Annotated in this window: 18 protein-coding genes and 1 riboswitch; of the genes, 12 read left to right on the forward strand and 6 right to left on the reverse strand. The window is 72.4% G+C overall.

The features are described from left to right. The first annotated feature begins 2 nt into the window (after window positions 1–2). The 9 genes from ACKUB9_RS10170 (at window position 3) to ACKUB9_RS10210 (ending at window position 9,728) form a co-directional block, all read left to right on the forward strand. Window positions 3–2,357, forward strand: a complete 2,355-nt coding sequence (locus ACKUB9_RS10170; RefSeq protein ID WP_407521485.1) for a xanthine dehydrogenase family protein molybdopterin-binding subunit — start codon at window positions 3–5, stop codon at window positions 2,355–2,357. Continuing rightward, window positions 2,354–3,220, forward strand: coding sequence for an FAD binding domain-containing protein (locus ACKUB9_RS10175; protein ID WP_407521483.1), 867 nt, complete (start codon window positions 2,354–2,356; stop codon window positions 3,218–3,220). Before ACKUB9_RS10170 ends, ACKUB9_RS10175 begins: the two co-directional genes overlap by 4 nt. After that, the gene (locus ACKUB9_RS10180; protein WP_407521481.1) at window positions 3,217–4,416 is read left to right on the forward strand and encodes a xanthine dehydrogenase family Fe-S subunit; all 1,200 of its coding nucleotides are present in this window, start codon (window positions 3,217–3,219) and stop codon (window positions 4,414–4,416) included. Before ACKUB9_RS10175 ends, ACKUB9_RS10180 begins: the two co-directional genes overlap by 4 nt. Before the next feature lie 44 nt (window positions 4,417–4,460). Beyond that, window positions 4,461–5,609 (forward strand): ABC transporter substrate-binding protein, encoded by a 1,149-nt coding sequence (locus ACKUB9_RS10185; RefSeq protein WP_407521479.1) that lies wholly within the window; start codon window positions 4,461–4,463, stop codon window positions 5,607–5,609. A gap of 369 nt (window positions 5,610–5,978) precedes the next feature. Next, window positions 5,979–6,851 (forward strand): branched-chain amino acid ABC transporter permease, encoded by an 873-nt coding sequence (locus ACKUB9_RS10190; protein ID WP_407521477.1) that lies wholly within the window; start codon window positions 5,979–5,981, stop codon window positions 6,849–6,851. Next, window positions 6,848–7,882 (forward strand): branched-chain amino acid ABC transporter permease, encoded by a 1,035-nt coding sequence (locus ACKUB9_RS10195; protein ID WP_407521475.1) that lies wholly within the window; start codon window positions 6,848–6,850, stop codon window positions 7,880–7,882. The genes ACKUB9_RS10190 and ACKUB9_RS10195 overlap by 4 nt, the downstream gene beginning before the upstream one ends. Continuing rightward, entirely contained in the window at window positions 7,879–8,694 is an 816-nt protein-coding gene (locus tag ACKUB9_RS10200) for an ABC transporter ATP-binding protein (protein WP_407521472.1), read from the forward strand. The genes ACKUB9_RS10195 and ACKUB9_RS10200 overlap by 4 nt, the downstream gene beginning before the upstream one ends. After that, window positions 8,687–9,391, forward strand: a complete 705-nt coding sequence (locus ACKUB9_RS10205) for an ABC transporter ATP-binding protein (protein ID WP_407521470.1) — start codon at window positions 8,687–8,689, stop codon at window positions 9,389–9,391. Before ACKUB9_RS10200 ends, ACKUB9_RS10205 begins: the two co-directional genes overlap by 8 nt. Continuing rightward, on the forward strand, window positions 9,363–9,728 hold the full coding sequence (locus ACKUB9_RS10210) for a Rieske (2Fe-2S) protein (RefSeq protein WP_407521468.1): 366 nt from the start codon (window positions 9,363–9,365) through the stop codon (window positions 9,726–9,728). The genes ACKUB9_RS10205 and ACKUB9_RS10210 overlap by 29 nt, the downstream gene beginning before the upstream one ends. Before the next feature lie 159 nt (window positions 9,729–9,887). Here the strand turns inward: ACKUB9_RS10210 and ACKUB9_RS10215 are convergent, their stop codons facing one another. Next, window positions 9,888–10,952: an acyltransferase family protein gene (locus ACKUB9_RS10215; protein WP_407521466.1), complete on the reverse strand. Its 1,065-nt coding sequence runs from the start codon at window positions 10,950–10,952 to the stop codon at window positions 9,888–9,890. A 513-nt stretch (window positions 10,953–11,465) separates the two neighbouring features. Continuing rightward, a riboswitch (glycine riboswitch) is annotated at window positions 11,466–11,568 on the forward strand. Between the two features lie 50 nt (window positions 11,569–11,618). Here ACKUB9_RS10215 and gcvT point away from each other — a divergent pair. The 3 genes from gcvT to gcvP are packed head-to-tail and all read left to right on the forward strand — an operon-like array spanning window position 11,619 to window position 15,998. Then, window positions 11,619–12,758, forward strand: a complete 1,140-nt coding sequence (gene gcvT, locus ACKUB9_RS10220; RefSeq protein ID WP_407521464.1) for a glycine cleavage system aminomethyltransferase GcvT — start codon at window positions 11,619–11,621, stop codon at window positions 12,756–12,758. Window positions 12,759–12,773: 15 nt separating this feature from the next. After that, the gene (gene gcvH, locus ACKUB9_RS10225; RefSeq protein WP_407521462.1) at window positions 12,774–13,136 is read left to right on the forward strand and encodes a glycine cleavage system protein GcvH; all 363 of its coding nucleotides are present in this window, start codon (window positions 12,774–12,776) and stop codon (window positions 13,134–13,136) included. 21 nt (window positions 13,137–13,157) lie between these two features. Next, window positions 13,158–15,998, forward strand: a complete 2,841-nt coding sequence (gene gcvP, locus ACKUB9_RS10230; protein ID WP_407521460.1) for an aminomethyl-transferring glycine dehydrogenase — start codon at window positions 13,158–13,160, stop codon at window positions 15,996–15,998. 63 nt (window positions 15,999–16,061) lie between these two features. Here gcvP and ACKUB9_RS10235 read toward each other — a convergent pair whose 3' ends face one another. Genes ACKUB9_RS10235 through ACKUB9_RS10255 form a run of 5 tightly spaced genes read right to left on the reverse strand, consistent with a single transcriptional unit; the run spans window position 16,062 to window position 21,218 of the window. Then, the gene (locus tag ACKUB9_RS10235) at window positions 16,062–18,143 is read right to left on the reverse strand and encodes an acetate--CoA ligase family protein (RefSeq protein WP_410823274.1); all 2,082 of its coding nucleotides are present in this window, start codon (window positions 18,141–18,143) and stop codon (window positions 16,062–16,064) included. Then, on the reverse strand, window positions 18,140–18,502 hold the full coding sequence (locus tag ACKUB9_RS10240) for a Zn-ribbon domain-containing OB-fold protein (protein ID WP_407521454.1): 363 nt from the start codon (window positions 18,500–18,502) through the stop codon (window positions 18,140–18,142). Before ACKUB9_RS10240 ends, ACKUB9_RS10235 begins: the two co-directional genes overlap by 4 nt. Further along, on the reverse strand, window positions 18,499–19,644 hold the full coding sequence (locus ACKUB9_RS10245; protein WP_407521452.1) for a thiolase family protein: 1,146 nt from the start codon (window positions 19,642–19,644) through the stop codon (window positions 18,499–18,501). The genes ACKUB9_RS10240 and ACKUB9_RS10245 overlap by 4 nt, the downstream gene beginning before the upstream one ends. Before the next feature lie 13 nt (window positions 19,645–19,657). Then, window positions 19,658–20,479, reverse strand: a complete 822-nt coding sequence (locus ACKUB9_RS10250) for an IclR family transcriptional regulator (protein WP_407521450.1) — start codon at window positions 20,477–20,479, stop codon at window positions 19,658–19,660. 4 nt (window positions 20,480–20,483) lie between these two features. After that, window positions 20,484–21,218, reverse strand: a complete 735-nt coding sequence (locus ACKUB9_RS10255; protein WP_407521448.1) for an ABC transporter ATP-binding protein — start codon at window positions 21,216–21,218, stop codon at window positions 20,484–20,486. Between the last annotated feature and the right edge of the window lie 2 nt (window positions 21,219–21,220).

Below are 21,220 nucleotides of genomic sequence, written 5' to 3' on the forward strand. Positions count from 1 at the left end.
TCATGAGCCAGGAGGGCGTCGGGGCACGCCTGCCCCGCAAGGAAGACGAGCGCCTGATGCGCGGGCGCGGCCAGTTCGTCGGCGACATCCGCCTGCCCGGCATGCAGGACGTGGCCTTCGTGCGCAGCCCGCTCGCCCATGCGCGCATCCGCGCCATCACGGTGCCGGAGGCTTTTCGCGATCGGGTGTTCACCGCGGCCGATCTCGACGGCGTGCAGCCGATCCGGGCGGTCTCGGGGCTGCCCGGCTTCAAGGTCTCCGAGCAGCCGGTCCTCGCCACCGGCAAGGTGCGGCAGGTCGGCGAGCTCGTGGCGATGTGCGTGGCCCCGACCCGCGCCGAAGCCGAGGACATCGCCGCCTCCGTGGTCCTCGACCTGGAGGAACTGCCGGCCGTCCACGACATGCTGGCGGCGCGGGATCCCGGCTCCGCCCTCGTCCACGAGCATTGGGGCGACAACGTCTTCCTGGAGACGCTGGTCGACGTCGGCATCGCCGCGGCGTTCGACGCGCCGATCAGGGTCAGCCGCACCATCTCGACCGGCCGGCAATGCATGGCGCCGATCGAGGGCCGCGGCACCGTGGTGCAGGTCGACCACCGCCTCGACCAGCTCGTCGTCCACACCGCGAGCCAGATGCCGCACATCGTGCGCAACGGGCTGTCGGAGTGTCTCGGCATCGAGCAGGGCCGCATCCGCATCGTCTCGCCGGATGTCGGCGGCGGCTTCGGCTACAAGGCGATCCTGCTCGCGGAGGACGTCGCCCTGTGCTGGCTGGCCCTGCGCCGCGGGCATCCGGTGCGCTGGCTCGAGGATCGCCGCGAGCACCTGACCGCCAACGCCAATTGCCGCGAGCACCATTACCGCATCACGGCCTATGCCGAGCGCGATGGCACCCTGCGGGGCATCGACTGCGAGGCCACGGTCGATTCCGGCGCCTACTCGGCCTATCCGTTCTCGGCCTGCCTGGAGGCCGCGCAGGTCGCCAGCATCCTGCCCGGCCCCTACGACTTCCCGGCCTATCGCTGCCGCACGTGGTCGGTGGCCACCAACAAGTGCCCGATCCTGCCCTACCGGGGCGTGGCCCGCACGGGCGTCTGCTTCGCCCTCGAACTGGTGCTGGACGCGGTGGCGCGCGAGGCCGGGATCGCGCCGGAGACCGTGCGCGAGAAGAACCTCGTGCGGCCCGGGCAGATGCCGTTCGAGAACATCACGAAAAAACATTTCGACAGCGGCGACTACCCGCAGGCGCTCGCCCGGGCGCTCGGCGCCATCGACGTCGCTTCGGTGCGCGCGCGCCAGCGCGGCCCCGAGCCGGACGGCCGCCGGATCGGCCTGGGCCTCGCGGTCTACTGCGAGCAGGCGGCCCACGGCACCTCGGTGTATTCCGGCTGGGGCATCCCGATGGTGCCGGGCCACGAGCAGGCGAGCGCCCGCCTCACCCCGGATGGCGGCCTGGAACTGCGGATCGGCGCCCATTCCCACGGCCAGGGCCTGGAGACGACGCTGGCCCAGGTCGCGCACGAGATCCTGGGCGTGCCGGTCGCGCGCACCCGCCTCGTCCACGGCGACACCGCGATGACGCCCTACTCCACCGGCTCCTGGGGCTCGCGCGTCATGGTGATGGCCGGCGGCGCGGTGGCGGCCGCCTGCGAGACCCTGCGCGAGCGCGCGATCCGGATCGGCGCCCACCTGCTCCAGGCGCGGCCGGAGGCGTGCCGCCTCGAGGCCGGCCACGTGGTCGGCCCCTCCGGGGACGTGCCGCTCGAAGCCATCGCCCGCACGTGGTACCGGCGCCCGCAGGACCTCGCGCCCGACGTCGATCCGGGCGGGCTGGAGGTCACCGCCGGCTACAAGCCCGTGCGCGATTCCGGCACCTTCTCGTACGCCGCCCACGCGGCCGTGGTGGCGGTCGACCCCGATCTCGGGACGGTCGAGATCCTCGACTACGTCATCGTCGAGGACGGCGGCACGCTGGTGAACCCCCTGGTGGTGGATGGCCAGATCTACGGCGGCCTCGCGCAGGGGGTGGGCACCGCCCTCTACGAGGAGATGCGCTTCGACGCCCGCGGCCAGCCGCTCGCCTCGACCTTCGCCGATTACCTGCTGCCCGGCGCCGCCGAGGTGCCGATGGCCCGCATCGACCACATGGAGACGCCCTCGCCCTACACGCGCTTCGGCCAGAAGGGCATCGGCGAGGGCGGGGCCATCGCGCCCCCGGCGGCGCTCGTCAACGCGATCAACGACGCGCTGTCCGGCCTCGGCGTCGAGATGCTGCACTCGCCCGTCACCCCGCGGCGGATCGTGGAGGCGGTGCTCGCCGCCCGCGCGGTGCCCGCCCGCACGAGGGCGGCCGCATGAAGCCCTCCGCCTTCGCCTGGGAGCGCCCGGGCAGCCTGAAAGCCCTCCTCGACCGCGTTGCGCAGGCGCAGGGCCGCGTGAAGCTGATCGCGGGCGGCCAGTCCCTCGGGCCGATGCTCGCGCTGCGCCTCGTCGAGCCGGATCTCGTCCTCGACATCACCGGCGTGCCCGAGCTGCGCGAGGCCCGTGCCGACGGCGGCACGCTGGTGCTCGGCGCCTGCGTCACCCACGCGGACATCGAGGACGGGCGCGTGCCCGACCTCACCGGGGGCGCGCTGCAGCGGGTGGCGGCGGCGATCGCCTACCGGCCGGTGCGCAACCGCGGCACGGTCGGCGGCAGCCTCGTCCACGCCGATCCGGCGGCGGACTGGGTGAGCGCGCTGACCGCGCTCGGCGCCGAGGTCGACCTCGCCAGCCGCGCCGGGCGCCGTCGCCTGCCGGTCGAGCGCTTCGTCACCGGGGCGCTCGATGTGGCGCTCCGGCCCGACGAGATCCTGCTCGGCATCCGCGTGCCGGCCCTGCCGGCGGGCACGGCCTGGGGCTACGTCAAGCACTGCGCCAAGATCGGCGAGTTCGCCCACGCCATCGGCGCCGTGCGCCTCGACCCCGCCGCCGGCACGGGCCGGGCGGTGATCGGCGCCCTCGAGGGACCGCCCCTCCTGTTCGCCGACGCCCGCCCGCTCTTCGGCGGACGCATCGGCCCCGATTGCGCGGAGCGCTTCGACGCGGGCGCCGCCGATGCCGCCCTCCTGGCGGCCGGCCTCGCGGATCCGGTCGCGCGCCACGTCCACGTCACGGTGCTGGCCCGCGCGGTGGCGCAGGCCCTCACGCCCTCCCCCCTGCCGCTCCCGGAGGCCGCATGAGCGCTGGACTGGCGGAATCCGCCCCGGGCCATCTCGCCCTGGCCTTGACGGTGAACGGACGGCCCGTCCGCATCGCGGCGGAGCCGCGCAGCCATCTCGGGGACCTGCTGCGCGAGGGGCTGAACCTCACCGGCACGCATCTCGGCTGCGAGCACGGCGTCTGCGGCGCCTGCACGGTGCTCCTCGACGGCGAGCCGGCCCGCGCCTGCCTGACCTTCGCGGGGGCCTGCGCGGGGGCAGCGGTGACCACGGTCGAGGGCCTCGACGAGGACGAGGTCGCGGCGGAGCTGCGCGCCGCCTTCCACCGCGAGCACGCCCTCCAGTGCGGCTACTGCACCCCCGGCATGCTGGTGGCGGCGCGGGATCTCGTGCTGCGCCTGCCCGCGGCTGACGAGCGGCGGGTCCGCATCGGTCTCGCGGGCAACCTCTGCCGCTGCACCGGCTACGCCGGCATCGTGCGGGCGGTGACGGACGTGATCGCGGCGCGCCGCGCCCGCGGCATCGGCCCCGAGACGGGGGCCGCCCGTCCCCTCGGCCCGGTCGGCGCCCGGTTGGGCGAGACGGTGGCCGCGCCCCATTCTGCGCCCGCGCGCCCGGCCCGGATGGCCGCCCCGGCCGCCGCCGCGGACCTCGCCGACACCTTCGCGCCGGCCCACCGCTTCGCGCAGGCGATCGAACTCGCCCATCCGCCCGAGGCGGTGTTCGCGCTGCTCGACGACATCGAGGCGGTGGCCGCCTGCCTCCCCGGCGCCGTGCTGACCGGCCGCCCGGAGCCCGACACGGTCGAGGGCGGGCTGCAGGTGCGCATCGGGCCGATCGGTGCGACCTTCCGCGGGCGCGCCCGCATCCAGCGGGACGCGGCGGGGCTGAGCGGGCGCGTGCGCGGCGCCGGCAGCGACGCGGGCGGGCGCTCGGCCACCGAGGGCGAGATCCGCTACCGCGTCGGTCCGGGCGCCACGCCCGGCACGGCCAGGGTCGACCTCGACGTCGGCTACACGCTCACCGGGCCGCTCGCGCAGTTCGGCCGTCCCGGCCTCGTGCGCGACCTCGCCGGCCGCATCGCCACGGATTTTTCCCGCAACCTCGACGCCCGGCTCTCCGGGGCCGCGGCCCCGCCGCCGGCCGGACTCAACCCCCTCCGCCTCGCCCTGTCCGTGCTGCGCGCGCGCCTCGCCGCGTGGTTCGGCCGCGCCTGACCTCACCCCGAAAGCGTCCACCACCCTTCACTGGAGACACGAGAATGCACGGCAGGCTCACCCTCACCACCGCGATCCTGCTGGCCCTCGCGGCCACGGCTTCGCGGGCGGACACGATCCGCATCGGCGTCAACGAGCCGCTGACCGGGGCCTTCGCGGCGTCGGGCACCTACGTGGTCAACGGCGCCCGGATCGCCGCCGACGAGATCAACGCCAGGGGCGGCGTGCTCGGCAAGAAAATCGAACTCGTGATCGAGGACAACAAAAGCAACCCGACCGAGGCCGCCGCGGTGGCCGAAAAACTGATCACCAGCGACAAGACCCCGGTGATGATGGGCGCCTGGGGCTCCAGCCTGACGCTCGCGGTGATGCCCAAGCTCACCGAGTACGAGGTGCCGATGCTGGTCGAGACCTCCTCGTCGGGCAAGATCACCACCTCGGGCAACCCGTTCGTCTTCCGCATCTCCCCGCCCTCGGCCCTCGAAGCCGAGACCTTCGCGCCGATGGTGGCCAAGCTCGGCATGAAGAAGGTCGACTTCCTGGTGCTCAACAACGATTTCGGCCGCGGCGCGGCGGTCGATTTCGGCAAGATGCTGAAGGAGAAGGGCGTCCAGGTCGGGATGACCGAGACCATGGACCAGGGGGCGCAGGACATGAGCGCCCAGCTCGCCAAGCTGAAGGCCTCCGACAGCGACACGATCATGATCACGAGCGCCGTCGATCAGCTCGTGCTGCTGTTCAAGCAGATGTCGGCCATCGGGCTCAAGAAGCGCGTCATCACCACCGGCGGCTCGCAGAACCCCGACCAGATCATCGCGCAGGCCGGCTCGGCCGCCGACGGCACGCTCCACCTCACCACCTTCCTGCCCTGGATCCCCGAGAAGACCCCGGATCCGAAGGCGACCGAGACCTTCATCGGCGAGTGGAAGAAGCGCGGCTTCCAGTTCGCGGGCGTCACCGAGAGTTTTCGCGGGTACGACGGCATCCGGGCGATCGCGCACGCCATCGAGAAGGCCGGCAAGGCCGAGCCCGCCGCCATCGCCAAGGCCTTCTGGGCGGTGGACTTCACCGGGCTCAACGGCCCGATCCGCTTCGCCAAGTCCGGCCCGGCCGGCAAGGAGAGCGGCCAGAGCAAGCCCGACGTCTACCTCATCGAGATCAAGGACGGCCGCGTCGTCGTGCCGACGTTGTGAGGCGAGGTGGGGGAGCCCTCTCCCCTCGCGCACACGGCTGTCCGGGAAAAACCGATGTCGCGGGAACCCCTCTCCCGTGCGGGAGAGGGGTAGGGGTGAGGGTCCCGGGAGGGGGCAGCAAGTAGGCGGGACGCTGCCGCTACCAGCACTGAGGTTGGTTGCTGAACCTGAAGCGTTCCGCTCCCCTCACAAACCCTCCGCGCTTCACTGCGGCTCCCTCCCGGACCCTCACCCCTGCCCCTCTCCCGCACGGGAGAGGGGTTCCCCGCGCCACCGATCGTCCCCGGACAGCAACGCCCTCGCCCGCACCGAGGGAGGACGTCTCATCAAGACCCGCACCCCGCCCATCCACCCCTCCGAGGGCCGCTCATGGACCAGCTGATCCAGCACCTCGTCAACACGCTCGTCCTGGGCGGCACCTACGCCCTGCTCGGGATCGGGCTCACCCTGATCTTCGGGATCATGAACGTGGTGAACTTCACCCACGGCGCCCTCTACACGGTGGGCGCCTACGTCATGTACCTCGCGGTCGCGGCGCTCGGGCTGAACTTCTTCCTGGCGCTGCCGGTGGCGATCCTCGGCGGCCTCCTTTTGGGGAGCGCGATCGAACTCGTGCTGCTGCGCCCGTTCCGGGGCTCGGATATCGACACCACCATGCTGGTGATGATCGGCGCCGGCATCGCCCTGCAATCGGGCCTGCTGTGGATCTTCGGCGGCGTCGCCAAGGCGATCCCCTCGCCCTTCCCCGAGGCGCCGCTGCAACTCGGCCCCGTCTCGGTCTCGTGGCTGCGCCTGTTCGTGCTAGGTGCCGCGCTCAGCCTGATCGCCGTCACCTACGTGCTGATCAACCGCACGAAGCTCGGATTCGCCATGCGCGCGGCCTTCCAGGACGCCGACACGGCGGCGCTGATGGGCGTCAACGTGCGCCTCATCGACACCGCGACCTTCGCGCTCGGCTCCTCGCTGGCCGCCGCGGCCGGGGCGCTGCTCGGCCCCGTCTACGTGGTGTTTCCGCAGATGGGCGGCCTCGCCGAGGTGAAGGCCTTCGCCATCGTGATCCTGGGGGGGCTGGGCAACATCACCGGGGCGGCGATCGGCGGCTTCATCCTGGCGCTGGCCGAGGAGCTCGGCGCCGGCTACGTCTCCTCCGGCTACCGGGACGCGATGGGCTTCCTGATCATCATCGCGGTGCTGCTCTACCGGCCGACCGGCCTGTTCGCGAAGGCGGAGCGCATCGGATGAGACGGCTCCTCCCCCTCGCGCTGCTCGCGATCCTGCTCGTCCTGCCGCTGCTGCTGCAGGCCAACCCCTACCTCCTCAACGCGCTGATCATCACCGGCATCCTGACCATCGGCGCGATGAGCCTGAACCTGCTGCTCGGGTTCACCGGGCAGCTCAGCCTCGGCCACATCGCCTTCTTCGGCATCGGCGCCTATGTCAGCGCGCTGACCAGCCTCGGCTTCGACATCGAGATCGGCTTCGGCCACCGGATCGTGCACGAGCCCTGGCCGCCGGCGGTGGGCTTCCTGCTCGCGATCCTGGCGGCGGGCGCCTGCGGCTACCTGATCGGGCGCCTCTCCTTCCGGGTGCGCGGCGCCTACTTCGTGATCGTGACGATCTCGTTCGCCGAGGTGGTGCGCCTCGTCGCCCTCAACTGGGTCGAGCTGACCCAGGGGCCGCTCGCCCTCACCAACATCCCGCCGGTCACCCTGGGCCTGCCCGGCCTCGGCCACTGGACCCTGCGGACGAAGGTGCAGAACTACTACCTCGTGCTCGCGGTCGGCACGGTCTGCTATCTCCTCGTCGCGCGCCTCGTCGGCTCGCGCTTCGGCCGGGCGATGCGGGGGCTCAAGGAGAACGAGCCGCTCGCCCTCTCGGTCGGCATCAACGCCACCCGCACGCTCACGGTCGCGGCGGTGATCTCGGCCGCGATGGCCGGCGCGGCGGGCAGCCTCTACGCGCATTACCTGCGCATCATCGACCCCGACGTGTTCCTGTTCTCCACCACGGTGAGCATGGTCATCATGGTGGTGGCGGGCGGCAAGGGCACGCTGATGGGCCCGGTGGTCGGCGGCCTGATCTTCGGCCTCCTGCCGGTGGGGCTGCGCCCCGTGATGGCGCCCGAGGCGCAGTGGATCGTCTACGGTATCGTGCTGATCGTGATCCTGTTCGTGATGCCGCGGGGCATCGTGCCGGGCCTCGCCGGCCTCCTCGCGTGGCGCCGGTCCGCGCCCGCCCCTCTCCTCAAGCCCAGCCCGGCGGTGCAGCGATGAGCGCGATCCTCTCGGTCGAGCATGTCGGCGTGCGCTTCGGCGGCCTCGTCGCCATCGCCGACCTGCATTTCGACGTGGCGCAGGGCGAGATCGTCAGCCTGATCGGCCCGAACGGGGCCGGCAAGACCACCGCCTTCAACGTGATGACGGGCTTCCTGCGGCCGAGCCAGGGCGAGGTCCGCTTCCGCGGCACCGCCCTGACGGGCCTGGCCCCGCACGAGATCACCCGGCTCGGCCTCGCCCGCACCTTCCAGCGCACCAGCGTCTTCCCGGACGACACGGTGTTCGACAACGTGATGATCGGCCTGCACCGCCAGGGCGCGCGGATGAGCCGCGCGCCCCTCCTCGACGCGCTCATCGGCCGTGCGGGCGCGGGCGAGCGGGAGCTGCGCGCCCGCGCCGAAGACCTCCTCGACCGGGTCGGCCTAGCTGGGCGGGCGCAGGAGAAGGCGGGCGCGCTGGCCTACGGCGAGCAACGCCTCGTCGGCGTGGCACTGGCGCTCGCCACCGAGCCCGCCATGCTGCTCCTCGACGAGCCGGTCTCCGGCATGAACGCCTCGGAGACGCGGGTCTTCGTCCGCCTGATCCGCCAGATCCGGGAGCGCGGCGTCACCATCCTGCTCGTGGAGCACGACATGCCGATGGTGATGGAGGTCTCCGACCGGATCGTCGTCCTGAACTACGGCCGCCTGATCGCCGAGGGCGCACCGGAGGCGATCCGCAGCGATCCGGCGGTGATCGAGGCCTATCTCGGCCAAGGCCAGGCCGCGCGCCGGGCCGCCGCCGCGGTCCAGGAGGCGGTCCATGCTTGAGATCCGCGACCTCGTCTGCCGCTACGGCCACGTCACGGCGCTGAAGGGGATCACCATCGAGGTCCGCGAGGGCCAGCTCGTGGCGCTCGTGGGGGCGAACGGCGCCGGCAAGTCGACGACGCTGCGGGCGATCTCCGGCCTCGTGCCGGCGCGCTCGGGCGCGATCCGGCTCCTTGGGCGCGACATCACGGGCGCGGAGCCCCGCCGCATCCTGGCCGCGGGCATCGCCCATTGCCCGGAGGGCCGGCGCGTCTTCCCGCAGATGACGGTGGCCGAGAATCTCGCCATGGGTGCCTACCTGCGCGGCGACCGGGCGGGCGTGGCGGCCGATCTCGACCGCATCTACGGCGAGTTCCCGCGGCTCGCCGAGCGGCGCGATCAGGCGGCCGGCACCCTCTCGGGCGGCGAGCAGCAGATGCTGGCGATCGGCCGCGCCCTGATGGCGCGCCCCAGGCTCGTGCTCTTCGACGAGCCGTCGCTCGGGCTCGCCCCCAACATCGTCGAGCGGATGTTCGCGGTGATCCGGGGCATCCGCGACGCGGGCACCACCGTGCTGCTGGTCGAGCAGAACGCCTTCGCGGCGCTCGAACTCTGCGACCACGCCTACCTGCTCGAGACGGGGAGCATCGTGCGCGAGGGACCCGGCGAGGCCCTGATCGCGGATCCGCATGTCCGGGAAGCCTATCTCGGCGGCTGAGGGAGGCGGGCCGGTCCGGATCCGCCTCGGTCCTCCCACGCTTCTGGGCGCGCGGGCGCTGCTCCCGGTCGCGGCGGGGCCGCATCGGCTCGTCCTCGTGCGGGACGGCGATCGGATCGTCGCGGCCGAGCGGGCCTGCCCGCACGAGGGCGCCGACCTCGCGCTCGGCCGCTGCGCGGCGGGCCGGCTGCACTGCCCCCGGCACCTCGCCTCCTTCGACCTCGCGAGCGGCGCCGTCTCCCCGGGCTGGTTCTTCCGCGCCCTGCGGCTGTTCCCGGTCGAGATCGCGGACGACGGGGTGTGGGTGACGATCGACGGGGGCGGATCGGCGCCGTAGCCGCGCGCCGCGTCCGTGCGTCGGGATAGCCACGCCTCACGCGGGCGACGACGCCGGTCATCCCGCCCCGACACCGGACACGCCACGAGGGAGGAGCATCCCGCCTGCTCGCCGCCCGTCAGCGGACCTCACCGGTCCGGCTCCCCCACGCAGCGCAAATCAACTCGTCGCAGCGTCGGGCGTCGACGCCCAATTTTGCCGTAAGGCAGATTTGAGAGCGGCGTCGATGGGCTTCTCGATCAATCGCCAGATGACGATGCTGCCGCAGATCACCGTGGGCACGGCAATGGCGTACAGGATCGGGATGTATTCGGACCCGACCTGAGGGCCGAATCTCCGCCAGATCTGCACGATCGCGGCAAGGGCGAACATGTGGGACAGGTACATGGCGTAGGACACGTCGCCCATGAGCTTGAGAAACTTGAACGACCTCCACGAAATGCATGCGGCAGCGAAGACCAGGGCCGCGGCGATGACGCCGAAGCGCAGGACTCGGTAGGCCGGATCCACGATGGGCAGGGCGATGATGAGCGCGCACGCCAGAATGAACACCGCGCACGCGACCGGCTGGCTCTGAATCCTCCACCGCCGCCAGATCGATGCCGCGATGATGCCGAAGCAGAACTCAAGCACGATCGGATCCGTGTAGAACCCGAGCGGCCCCGGCGCATCGTTCAGGATACCGACCAGCGCCAGCGCCCCGAGTGTCGCGACCACGATCGTCCCCACTTGGCCCTGCCGCTGGGCGCCGCAGGCCATCGCCACAGCGAATACCGAGTAGAAGAACATCTCGTAATTGAGCGTCCAGCCAGTCGGCAGGAGCGGCAAGGACAAACTCGGCGCGACGGGACTCGCCATGGGAATAAAGAGCAGGGATGCGATGAGATGATCCGCATTAACGAACGACGATTTCACTGATTGCCCAAGTTGCGGAAACAGCAAGATAATAAACACCATTGAAAATGTTGCCAGCCAGTAGAGCGGGACGATCCTGAGGAGTCTGCGCACGAAGAATTCGCGTGCATCAAGGGCTGAGCCGCCATCTGTCGAGTGATACATGATGAATCCGCTGATCACGAAGAAGACGTCGACGCCGGCCTGCAAGCTCGCCAGTGCGCGATAGCCTTCGTAGGTGTGAGACAGATGGAGCTCAATATGGAAGAAGACGACCGATAGAGCTGAAATGCCTCTAAGATATTGAATGCCAATGATTTCTTTTGGCATGGCTATCCCCCAGGTCGTCTTATATTGATTAGTAGAAGGCTGCTCTCGGCTGCAAAGAACGGCTAGATGACGTTTCCCCGATCAGTCAAGCAGGAAGTGCGCTGGCGCTTGGCGGGAGGGCGAGACTGGTGCTGTCGGCATTCGCAAGTCTCGCCCAGGCTGTTGTCCGCCGTCCTGTTACTGCCCTTCGGAGGTTTCTCGTCATGGCGCGAGGGGGCCTGGAGCAGCCGGTCCCGCATCCCGGTGGTGCCGGAAGTCCGGTCAGGACCGGGTGTCGGCCGCGGAGATCCTGAGCATCCGCTTCCCGCCGTTCCGAATCGGACTTGCGGGACCATTCGGGAGCGTTCCGGCCCCGGGAGGCCCCCACCCCGGCGTTGCGCGGCGCGCGGTCTTGTGCTTTGGTCCAACCGTCCGAACAGGGCGATGCGGGAGAGCCCAGCCCGGCTCGATGAGCCGGGTATGGCGCCGACGGAGCAACCACCCCCGGAAACTCTCAGGCACAATCACCGTATCGTTGGACGATCTGGAGAGAGGCGCCGTCCGGCGCCCACCGAAGGAGAAACCTCGCACGCCCGTGCGGGGGAAGCTCTCAGGTACCCGTGACAGATGGGGGTGGCCGCGGTGCGATCAGCGCCGTCGGTCTTGCCTGTCGCGGAGGATCCCGAGATGTCAGCGCAGCCCGTCGAACCGGTTGCTCTCCGAAACACGCCCCTGCACGACCTGCACCTGCGCCTCGGCGCCCGCATGGTGCCCTTCGCGGGCTACGCCATGCCGCTGCAGTACCCGGCCGGCCAGCTCAAGGAGCACCTGCACACGCGGCAGGCCGCCGGGCTGTTCGACGTCTCCCACATGGGGCAGGTCGTGCTCTCCGGCCCCGACCCGGACGGGATCGCGCGCGCGCTGGAAAGCCTGGTCCCAGCCGATCTCGTCGGGCTGAAGGCGGGCCGCCAGCGCTACGGGCTGCTCACCGACGAATCCGGCGGCATCCTCGACGACCTGATGGTCGCCCGCTTCGACGACCGCGTCGTCGTGATCGTGAACGCCGCCAACAAGCAGGCCGACGCCGCCCGCCTGCGCGAGCGCCTGCCGGCCGGGATCACGGTCGAGGAGCGGCCCGACGCGCTGATCGCCCTGCAGGGCCCGACGGCCGAGGCGGCGCTGGCCAGGCTCGCGCCCGAGGTCGCGGCGATGCGCTTCCTCGACGTCCGCGCGGTGACGCTGCTCGGCGCCCCGGGGTTCGTGACGCGCTCGGGCTACACGGGCGAGGACGGGTTCGAGATCTCGGTGCCGGCCGAGTCCGCCGTCGCGGTGGCCGAGGCGCTGCTGGCGCAGCCGGGCGTGCAGCCGGTCGGGCTCGGCGCCCGCGACACGCTGCGGCTCGAAGCAGGCCTGTGCCTGCACGGCTCCGACATCGACGCCGGCACCAGCCCGGTCGAGGCGGGCCTGACCTTCGCGATCCCCAAGGTCCGGCGGCGCGGCGGCGCGCGCGCCGGCGGCTTCCCGGGCGAGGCCCGCATCCTGCAGGAGCTGGAGGACGGCACGGCGCGGCGGCGCGTCGGGCTCCGGCCCGAGGGGCGCGCGCCCGTGCGGGCCGGCGCTCCCCTGCTGGCCGAAGATGGCACGCCGCTGGGCCATGTCACCTCGGGCAGCTTCGGCCCGAGCCTCGGCGCCCCGGTGGCGATGGGGTACGTCGCGGCCTCGCACGCCGAGGACGGCACCCGCCTCCTCGCCGAGGTCCGCGGCCAGCACCTGCCCCTCGTCGTGACCCCCCTTCCCTTCCGTCCCGCCACCTTCAAGCGCGATTGACCGGAGTCTCCCCCCATGCTGCGTTTCACGGACGAACACGAATGGCTGAAGCTCGACGGCGAGGTCGCCACGGTCGGCATCACCCGGCACGCCACCGAGCAGCTCGGTGACCTCGTCTTCGTCGAACTGCCGAAGGTCGGCGCCGCGCTGACCAAGGGCGCCGCCGCCGCGGTGGTCGAGTCGGTCAAGGCCGCTTCCGAGGTCTATGCGCCCCTCGACGGCGAGGTGACGGAGGTCAACGAGGCGGTCGTCGCCGCGCCCGAGACCGTGAACGCCGATCCGCAAGGGTCGGGCTGGCTCTACCGGATGCGCCTCAAGGATCCGACCGCCATGGACACCCTGATGGACGAGGCCGCCTACGCGGCCCTCACGCAGTGACCGGCCGGAGAGACTGAGACCATGGCCGCCTACGATCCGTACGACTTCGCCAACCGCCGGCACATCGGCCCGACCGTGGGCGAGATGACCGAGATGCTGCAGCGCGTCGGCGCGCAAAACCTCGACGCCCTGATCGACGAGACGCTGCCGCCCGACATCCGGCAGGCCGAGCCGATCGAGTTCGGCCGCCCGCTGACCGAGCGCCGCGCGATCGAGCGCATGCGCGCGGTCGCCAACAAGAACCGCCTCCTCGTGTCGCTGATCGGCCAGGGCTACCACGGCACCACGATGCCGCCGGCGATCCAGCGCAACATCTTCGAGAACCCGGCCTGGTACACGGCCTACTCGCCCTACCAGCCGGAGATCAGCCAGGGCCGCCTGGAAGCGCTCCTGAACTTCCAGACCCTGGTCTGCGACCTGACCGCGCTCGACATCGCCAACGCCTCGCTCCTCGACGAGGGGACGGCGGCGGCGGAGGCGATGGGCATGGCGCAGCGGGTGGCCACCTCGCAGGCCGATGCCTTCTTCGTCGACAAGGACTGCCTGCCCCAGACCATCGCGGTGCTGCGCACCCGGGCCGCACCGCTCGGCTGGCGCGTGATCGTCGGCGATCCCTTCCGTGATCTCGATCCGGGAAAAGTCTTCGGCGCGCTCTTCCAGTATCCGGGCGTGACCGGCGCCATCCACGACTTCACCGGCCCGATCGAGCGCCTGCACGCGGCCGGCGCGATCGCCGTGGTGGCGGCCGATCCGCTCGCACTCACGCTCCTCAAGGCGCCGGGCGAGATGGGCGCCGACATCGCAATCGGCTCGATGCAGCGCTACGGCGTGCCGGTCGGCTATGGCGGCCCGCACGCCGCCTACATGGCGGCGCGCGACGCCTACAAGCGGGGGATGCCCGGCCGCATCGTCGGCGTGTCGGTCGACAGCCGCGGGCACCGCGCCTACCGCCTCGCGCTCCAGACCCGCGAGCAGCACATCCGGCGCGAAAAAGCGACCTCGAACATCTGCACCAGCCAGGTGCTGCTCGCGGTCGTCGCCTCCATGTACGCGGTCTATCACGGGCCCGAGGGCCTGAAGGCGATCGCGCAGCGCGTGCACCGCGACGCCGTGCGCCTCGCCGACGGCCTGACGCGGCTGGGCTTCACGGTCGAGCCGGAGGCGTTCTTCGACACGATCACGGTCGCGGTCGGCCCGTTCCAGGGCATGATCCTGAGGAGCGCGGTCGAGAACGGCGTGAACCTGCGCAAGATCGGCGAGGACCGCATCGGCATCACGGTGGACGAGCGCACGCGGCCGGACATCATCCAGGCGGTGTGGCGCGCCTTCGGCGGGACGGACCTCGCCTACGACGAGGCGTGGCCCGAGGCGCGGCTGTCCGCGGGCTTGGCTCGCAGCTCCGCCTTCCTCACCCACCCGATCTTCCACATGAACCGGGCCGAGAGCGAGATGACGCGCTACATGCGCCGGCTCGCCGACCGGGATCTGGCGCTCGACCGCACCATGATCCCGCTCGGCTCCTGCACCATGAAGCTCAACGCCACGGCCGAGATGCTGCCGATCTCCTGGCCGGAGTTTTCGGAGATCCACCCCTTCGTCCCCGAGGACCAGGCCCTGGGCTACGCCGAACTGATCGAGGACCTGTCGCAGAAGCTCTGCGCCATCACCGGCTACGACGCCATCTCGATGCAGCCGAACTCGGGCGCGCAGGGGGAGTACGCGGGGCTTCTCGCCATCCGCGGCTACCACCACGCCCGCGGCGAACCGCACCGCGACGTCTGCCTGATCCCCTCCTCGGCCCACGGCACCAACCCGGCCTCCGCGCAGATGTGCGGCATGACCGTGGTGGTGGTGGCGGCCGACCCGCAGGGCAACGTCGACGTGGAGGATTTCCGCCGCAAGGCCGAGCAGCATGCCGACCGGCTCGCCGCCTGCATGATCACCTACCCGTCGACCCACGGCGTGTTCGAGACCCGGGTGCGCGAGATCTGCGAGATCGTCCACGCCCATGGCGGCCAGGTCTACCTCGACGGCGCGAACCTCAACGCTCTGGTCGGCCTCGCCCGGCCCGGCGACATCGGCGCCGACGTCAGCCACCTCAACCTGCACAAGACGTTCTGCATCCCGCACGGCGGCGGCGGTCCCGGCATGGGGCCGATCGGCGTCAAGGCGCACCTGATCCCCCATCTCCCGTCCGATCCCCGGACGGGCGAGGCGGGCGCGGTCTCGGCCGCACCCTTCGGCTCGGCCTCGATCCTGCCGATCTCGTGGAGCTACTGCCTGATGATGGGTGGGCGCGGCCTCACGCAGGCGACCCGCGTGGCGATCCTCAACGCGAACTACATCGCCGAGCGGCTGAAGGGCGCCTACGAGATCGTCTACACGGGCCGCAACGGGCGCGTGGCGCACGAGTGCATCGTGGACGTGCGCCCCTTCCAGAAGAGCGCCGGGATCAGCGTCGAGGACATCGCCAAGCGGCTGATCGATTGCGGCTTCCACCCGCCGACGATGAGCTGGCCGGTGGCCGGGACGCTGATGATCGAGCCGACCGAATCCGAGACCAAGGCGGAGATCGACCGCTTCTGCGACGCCATGCTGTCGATCCGGGACGAGATCCGGGCGATCGAGGAGGGCCGGTCCGACCGGACCAACAACCCGCTCAAGCGCGCGCCGCACACGGTGCAGGACCTCGTCGGCGCCTGGGAGCGGCCCTACTCGCGGGAGGCGGCCTGCTTCCCGGCCGGCTCGCTCGGCATGGACAAGTACTGGCCCCCGGTGAACCGCGTCGACAACGCCTACGGCGACCGCAACCTCGTGTGCAGCTGCCCGCCGGTGGAATCCTACGCTTCGGCGGCCGAGTAGGCCCGTCCGGCCCGCGCCCTCAGCCTCACCTGAGGGCGCGGGCGCATCGGGTCGGCCCCGGTGTCAGGCTGCCGGATTCCGCACGACGATCACCGCGTCGAGGGCGAGGCAGGCCGCGTCGTCCGTGCCGACCAGGATCGGGTTGACGTCGAGGCTGTCGATCGCCGGATCCTCCATCAGGCGCCCGACCGCGCAGACGGACGCCACGAAGGCGTCGAGGGCGAAGGGCGGCTCGCCCCGCACGCCCGCGAGGATCGGGGCGATGCGCAGGCGCCCCAGCGCCGCACGCACCGCCTCCGGGCCGAAGGGCGGCAGCAGGATCTGCGAGTCCGGCAGGGCCTCGACGTAGCGCCCGCCGTCGCCGATCACCACCACGGGCCCGAAGCTCGGATCGCGGTGGGCGCCGATCAGCAATTCGCGCCGGCCCTGCGCCATGGCGGCGACGATCACCCCGTCGAAGGCCGCGCCCGCCCGCGCAAGCCCGTCGCGGCAGGCCGCCACCGCGCGCGCGACCGCCTCCGGCTCGCGCAGTCCGAGATGCACGAGGCCGAATTCCGACTTGTGCGGCACGTCGCGCGAGCAGCCCTTGACCGCGACGGGCGCGCCGAGGGCGTCGAGGGCCGCCAGCGCCTCCTCCTCGGTGCGGCAGAGGCGGTGGGGCACCACGGGCAGCCCCGCGTCGGCGAGGCGCGCGAGGCTCTCGGCCTCGTTGAGGAGGCGCACGGGTCCGGTGTCGGGCCGCCGCGGCGCTGCGGGAGCGGCGTTGCCGGCCCGGGCGATCAGCTCGTGATGGGCGATGAACTGGTGCAGGGCGTGCACCGCCCCGCCCTCCGAGGCGAAGACCGGCAGGCCCTGGTCCCGGAAGGCCGTGGCGACGCTCGGCTGGGGCGCGTTCACCACCACGGGCTTGCCGGTCTCGGCCGCGAAGGCGGCGGCGTCGCGGGCGAAGGCCGGCACGTCGTAGCCCTGGCCCGCCACCGGCACCCCGATCAGGAAGGCGTCGGCGGAGGGGTCGGCGGCGATCACCGGCAGGATCTCGCCGAACAGGCGGCTGTTCGTCAGGAGGGCGGCCGTGATGTCGACCGGGTTGGCGGTGGCCGCGAAGCTCGGCAGGATGGTGCGCAGCCGCGCCTGGGTGTCGGGCGCGAGCGGTTCGAGCGGCATGCCGACCGCGCTCGCCGCGTCGGCGGCCAGCACGCAGGTCGCCCCCGAATTGCTGATCGCCACGAGGCGCCGCCCCGCCGGCCGCCAGCCCTTGAGGTAGAGTTCGGCCGCCGCCACGAGGTCGCCGGTGTCCCGGGCGCGCCAGATGCCGTGCTGCTCCAGGAAGGCGTCCACCACCCGGTCCTCGTTGGCGAGCGCGCCCGTGTGGGAGAGGGCCGCCGCCTGGCCGGCGGGGGTGCGGCCGGACTTGAGCGCGATGATCGGCAGGTCGCGCGCGCGCGCGACCGCCGCGGCCTGCGCGAGGTGGTGCGGGTCGGGGATGCTCTCGAGGTAGAGGAGGAGCAGGCGCAGGCCCGGATCCTCCGCCACGCTGGCGGCGAGCTCGCACACGGTCACGTCGGCGTCGTTGCCGGTGGCGTGGGCATGGCGCACGCCGATGCCGCGCCCGCGCAGCAGCCCGTAGGGCACCACGCTCATGGCGCCGCTCTGGCTGACGATGCCGACCGGCCCGTCCGCGGGGGGCGCCTCGATGAACATCGTCGAGAAGCTCGCCACCGCCCCGGTGCCGAAATTGGCGAGCCCCTGCGAGTTCGGCCCGACGATGCGCAGGCCCCGGGCGCGGGCGCGGGCCGCCATCTCGGCCTCGCGCGCCTTGCCGCCCGCGGTCTCGCCGAAGCCCGAGGCCATCATCACCGCGACCTTGACGCCGAGCGCCGCGCACTCGTCGAGGGCCGCCACCGCCGCCTCGCCCGGCACCGCGATGATCGCGAGGTCGGGGGCGGCGTCGAGGTCGGAGAGCCGCGGCACCGCCTTCAGGCCCTGCACCTCGCTGCGGTTGGGGTTGATCGGGTGCACGGCGCCGCGGAAGCCGAAGCGCGAGAGGTAGAGGAGCGGGCGCCCGCCGATCTTGTTGGGGTTCTCCGAGGCCCCGATGACCGCGATCGAGCGGGGATCGAGGGCGGCCTTGAGGGAGGCGGTCATGGGAGGTCCTTGCGGAAGACGGGGACCAGTCCGTCGCCGAAGGGCGCGAAGCGGACCGTGACGGGATCGCCGATGGCGAGGTCGCCCTCGCCGTGGGCCATCAGGCGAAAACCCTCCGCGGCGTCGACGAGCAGGATCGTGTAGGGCGCGTGCGGGCGCAGCGCCTCCGAGGGCGCCCGGGCGACCGTGGTGAGGGCGTGGACGATGCCCCGCCCCGAGGCCGCGCGAGTCTCGGTGCCGGTGGCGCCGCAGGCCGGGCAGAAGCGGCGGGCGAAGGTCCAGCGGTGCCCGCAGGCGTGGCATTCCTGATAGGCGAGGCCGGGCTGGCCCCGCGTCCAGTCGGCGACGGGTTCGCTCATGCGGCCTGCTCCAGAACGAGGCTGACATGGGAGGAGAGCACGCCGCCATCCCCATGCAGCAGGGCGAGCGCGGGGACGCGTCCCTGCCGGTCGCCGGCCGCCCCGCGCATCTGCAGCCACGCCTCGGCGAGATGCGCCATCGCGCCGCCGACGCCGCAATGGCCGTAGGAGAGGAGGCCGCCATGGGTGTTGAGGGGCATCGGCCCGTCCGGCGAAAAATGGCCCTCGCGGGCGAGGCGCCCGGCCCCGCCCCGGGGCGCGAGGCCGATCTCTTCGAGCAGGATCGCCAGCGTGATGGTGAAGCTGTCGTAGATGCCCGCGTAGGCGACGTCGCCGAGGCCGCGCCCGGCCTGGGCGAGGGCGCGGGCGCTGCTGTCGCCCGCCCCGAAGCGGGTGAGCGAGGGCGCGGCGCTGACGTGCTGGTGGGTGTGGGCCTGGGCCGCTCCGGTGATCCGCACCCCGCCGTGCCCCTGCGCGCGCCCCGGCGAGCGGGCCACCACCACGGCCGCGCCGCCATCCGAGACCGGGCAGCAATCGAGCAGGCGCAGCGGCGTGGCGATCGGCTTGGAGGCGAGCACCTCCGCGGCCGCGACGGGGGTGCGCAGGTGCGCGCCGGGGTGGCGGACGGCGTTGGCGCGCATCAGCACCGCGAGTTCGGCCAGATCCTCCGGGGGCGCGCCGTGCTCGTGGGCGTAGCGGCTCGCGACGAGGCCGTAATAGGCCGGGATGGTCGGGCCGAGCGGCACCTCGTAGACCGGGTGCCCGACCTGCGCGAGCGTCTGCACGGCGCTGTCCCGGCTCTGGCCGGTGAGGCGGTTCTCGCCCGCCACCACGAGGATGCGCTCGGCCGCTCCCGCCCCGACCAGGAGATGGGCGAGCATCACCATGGCGAAGCCCGTCGCGCCCCCGAGCTGCACCGCGTGCGCGTAGGCGGGCGCGAGCCCGAAATGCTCGCAGAAGACGGTCGAGAGCATCAGGTGCGGCAGCGTGGTGGAGTAGCCGCAGATCACCCCGTCGATCTCGCGCCGCTCCAGCCCCGCGCTCGCGAGCGCCTGGGTCGCGGCCTCGCTCATCAGGTCGAGGGTGGAACGGCCCTCCAGGCGCCCGAACGGGGTCAGCCCGACCCCGGTGATCCAACTCATGCCGGGTCCTCCTTCATGCCGGGTCCTGCCGCCGCGCGGGCACGCGCTCGCGCTCCATCAGGTTGGCCTCGCGCGCCAGCGCCTCGGCGAGCAGCGTCTCCCGCTCGTGCAGGCGCGCGGTGAGGGCCGCGATGCTGAGGGCCGCGACCGTGCGGCCGGTCTCGTCGCGCACCGGCACGCCGATGGCGCCCATCGTGTCGACCACCCGGTCGAGCAGGATGACGTAGCCGCGCGCCCGCGCGGCGGCGATCGCCTCGCGGATCTCGGGCAGGCCCAGGCGCGGATAGGCGTCGAGGCGCTGCGCGACGATGCCGAGGATCGCCTCCACCTCCCGGTCCGGCAGCCACGCGAGCAGCGCCAGCGCGCCCGCCCCGACCCCGAGGGGCCGGCGGCTGCCGATGTCGAGGTAGTTGGCCCGGATCGGGTAGGGGCCGATCTCGCGCTCGACGCAGACCGCCTCGACGCCGCTGCGCACCGAGAGCAGCACGGTGTCGCCCGAGAGTTCGGCGAGCCGCACGAGGCTCGGGCGCGCGAGCGCCCTCAGGTCGTCGGGCCGCCCGGCGCTGGCGGCGAGCGCCAGCAACTCGCTCCCGGGCCGCCAGCCGCGCTCGCCGGGCACCCGCGCCACGAAGCCCTCCTGGGCCAGGGTGTCGAGGATGCGCAGGGCCGTCACCTTGTTGAGCCCGGTCTCGGCCGCGAGGTCGGTGAGGCGGCGCGGGCCGGGCCCCGCGAGCGCCCGCAGCAGGGCGCAGACCTTCTGCACCGCGTTGGGCTCCGCCGCGGGTTCGGAGGGCGGGACGGCCTGCGGTCCCTCGGCGGCCTTGCGTCGCGCCATGCGGTCAGGCCGCCTCCGCTCCGCCGAGATAGATCCGGCGCAGCAGGGCGCTGTCCTGCAGCGCCGCGGCCGTGCCCTCGCCCGCCACCGCCCCGGTCTCCAAGAGGTAGCCGTAGCCCGCGTGCCTGAGCGCCTTCTCCACCAGCTGCTCGACGAGCAGCACCGCCGTCCCGCCGCGCGCGAGCCGGCTCGCCACGTCGAGGATGCGGTCGACCACCACGGGGGCGAGCCCGCCCGACGGCTCGTCGAGGATCAGCAGGCGCGGCTCGGCGATCAGCCCCTGCGCCACCGCCAGGATCTGCTGCTGGCCGCCGCTGAGGCGCGAGGCCTGCTGGTGGCGCTTCTCGGCGAGTTCGGGGAAGTCGGCGTAGATCCGCTCCAGGCCCGCGCGCGCGTCGGCCCCGCGGCCCGCATAGGTGCCGATCAGGAGGTTGTCCTCGACGCTGAGGCTGGTGAAGACCCGGTGGCCTTCGAGCACCTGCACGAGGCCCGCCCGCACGATCTCGCCCGGGCTCGCGCGGGTGATGTCCGTGCCCCCGAAGGTGACGCGCCCGCGCTGCTTGGGGATCAGCCCCGAGAGCGCGTGCAGGATCGTGCTCTTGCCCGCGCCGTTGCGCCCGAGCACGACCACGAACTCGCCCGCATGGACCGCGAGGCTGACGCCGTGGACCACGTGGGCCTTGCCGTAGGCCACGTGCAGGTCCGCGACGTCGAGGAGGACGGGGCCGGGCCGGGACATCG

This window comes from Methylobacterium oryzisoli (assembly GCF_046557895.1).
Lineage (GTDB): Bacteria > Pseudomonadota > Alphaproteobacteria > Rhizobiales > Beijerinckiaceae > Methylobacterium > Methylobacterium oryzisoli.

Coding starts and splice junctions, on each gene's coding strand:
- ACKUB9_RS10180 (WP_407521481.1), top strand. CDS start 3,217: ATGAGCGCTGGACTGGCGGAATCCGCCCCGGGCCATCTCGCCCTGGCC.
- ACKUB9_RS10185 (WP_407521479.1), top strand. CDS start 4,461: ATGCACGGCAGGCTCACCCTCACCACCGCGATCCTGCTGGCCCTCGCG.
- ACKUB9_RS10175 (WP_407521483.1), top strand. CDS start 2,354: ATGAAGCCCTCCGCCTTCGCCTGGGAGCGCCCGGGCAGCCTGAAAGCC.
- ACKUB9_RS10250 (WP_407521450.1), bottom strand. CDS start 20,479: ATGGCGCGACGCAAGGCCGCCGAGGGACCGCAGGCCGTCCCGCCCTCC.
- ACKUB9_RS10200 (WP_407521472.1), top strand. CDS start 7,879: ATGAGCGCGATCCTCTCGGTCGAGCATGTCGGCGTGCGCTTCGGCGGC.
- ACKUB9_RS10215 (WP_407521466.1), bottom strand. CDS start 10,952: ATGCCAAAAGAAATCATTGGCATTCAATATCTTAGAGGCATTTCAGCT.
- gcvP (WP_407521460.1), top strand. CDS start 13,158: ATGGCCGCCTACGATCCGTACGACTTCGCCAACCGCCGGCACATCGGC.
- gcvT (WP_407521464.1), top strand. CDS start 11,619: ATGTCAGCGCAGCCCGTCGAACCGGTTGCTCTCCGAAACACGCCCCTG.
- ACKUB9_RS10170 (WP_407521485.1), top strand. CDS start 3: ATGAGCCAGGAGGGCGTCGGGGCACGCCTGCCCCGCAAGGAAGACGAG.
- ACKUB9_RS10240 (WP_407521454.1), bottom strand. CDS start 18,502: ATGAGCGAACCCGTCGCCGACTGGACGCGGGGCCAGCCCGGCCTCGCC.
- ACKUB9_RS10195 (WP_407521475.1), top strand. CDS start 6,848: ATGAGACGGCTCCTCCCCCTCGCGCTGCTCGCGATCCTGCTCGTCCTG.
- ACKUB9_RS10235 (WP_410823274.1), bottom strand. CDS start 18,143: ATGACCGCCTCCCTCAAGGCCGCCCTCGATCCCCGCTCGATCGCGGTC.
- gcvH (WP_407521462.1), top strand. CDS start 12,774: ATGCTGCGTTTCACGGACGAACACGAATGGCTGAAGCTCGACGGCGAG.
- ACKUB9_RS10210 (WP_407521468.1), top strand. CDS start 9,363: ATGTCCGGGAAGCCTATCTCGGCGGCTGAGGGAGGCGGGCCGGTCCGG.
- ACKUB9_RS10205 (WP_407521470.1), top strand. CDS start 8,687: ATGCTTGAGATCCGCGACCTCGTCTGCCGCTACGGCCACGTCACGGCG.
- ACKUB9_RS10190 (WP_407521477.1), top strand. CDS start 5,979: ATGGACCAGCTGATCCAGCACCTCGTCAACACGCTCGTCCTGGGCGGC.
- ACKUB9_RS10245 (WP_407521452.1), bottom strand. CDS start 19,644: ATGAGTTGGATCACCGGGGTCGGGCTGACCCCGTTCGGGCGCCTGGAG.
- ACKUB9_RS10255 (WP_407521448.1), bottom strand. CDS start 21,218: ATGTCCCGGCCCGGCCCCGTCCTCCTCGACGTCGCGGACCTGCACGTG.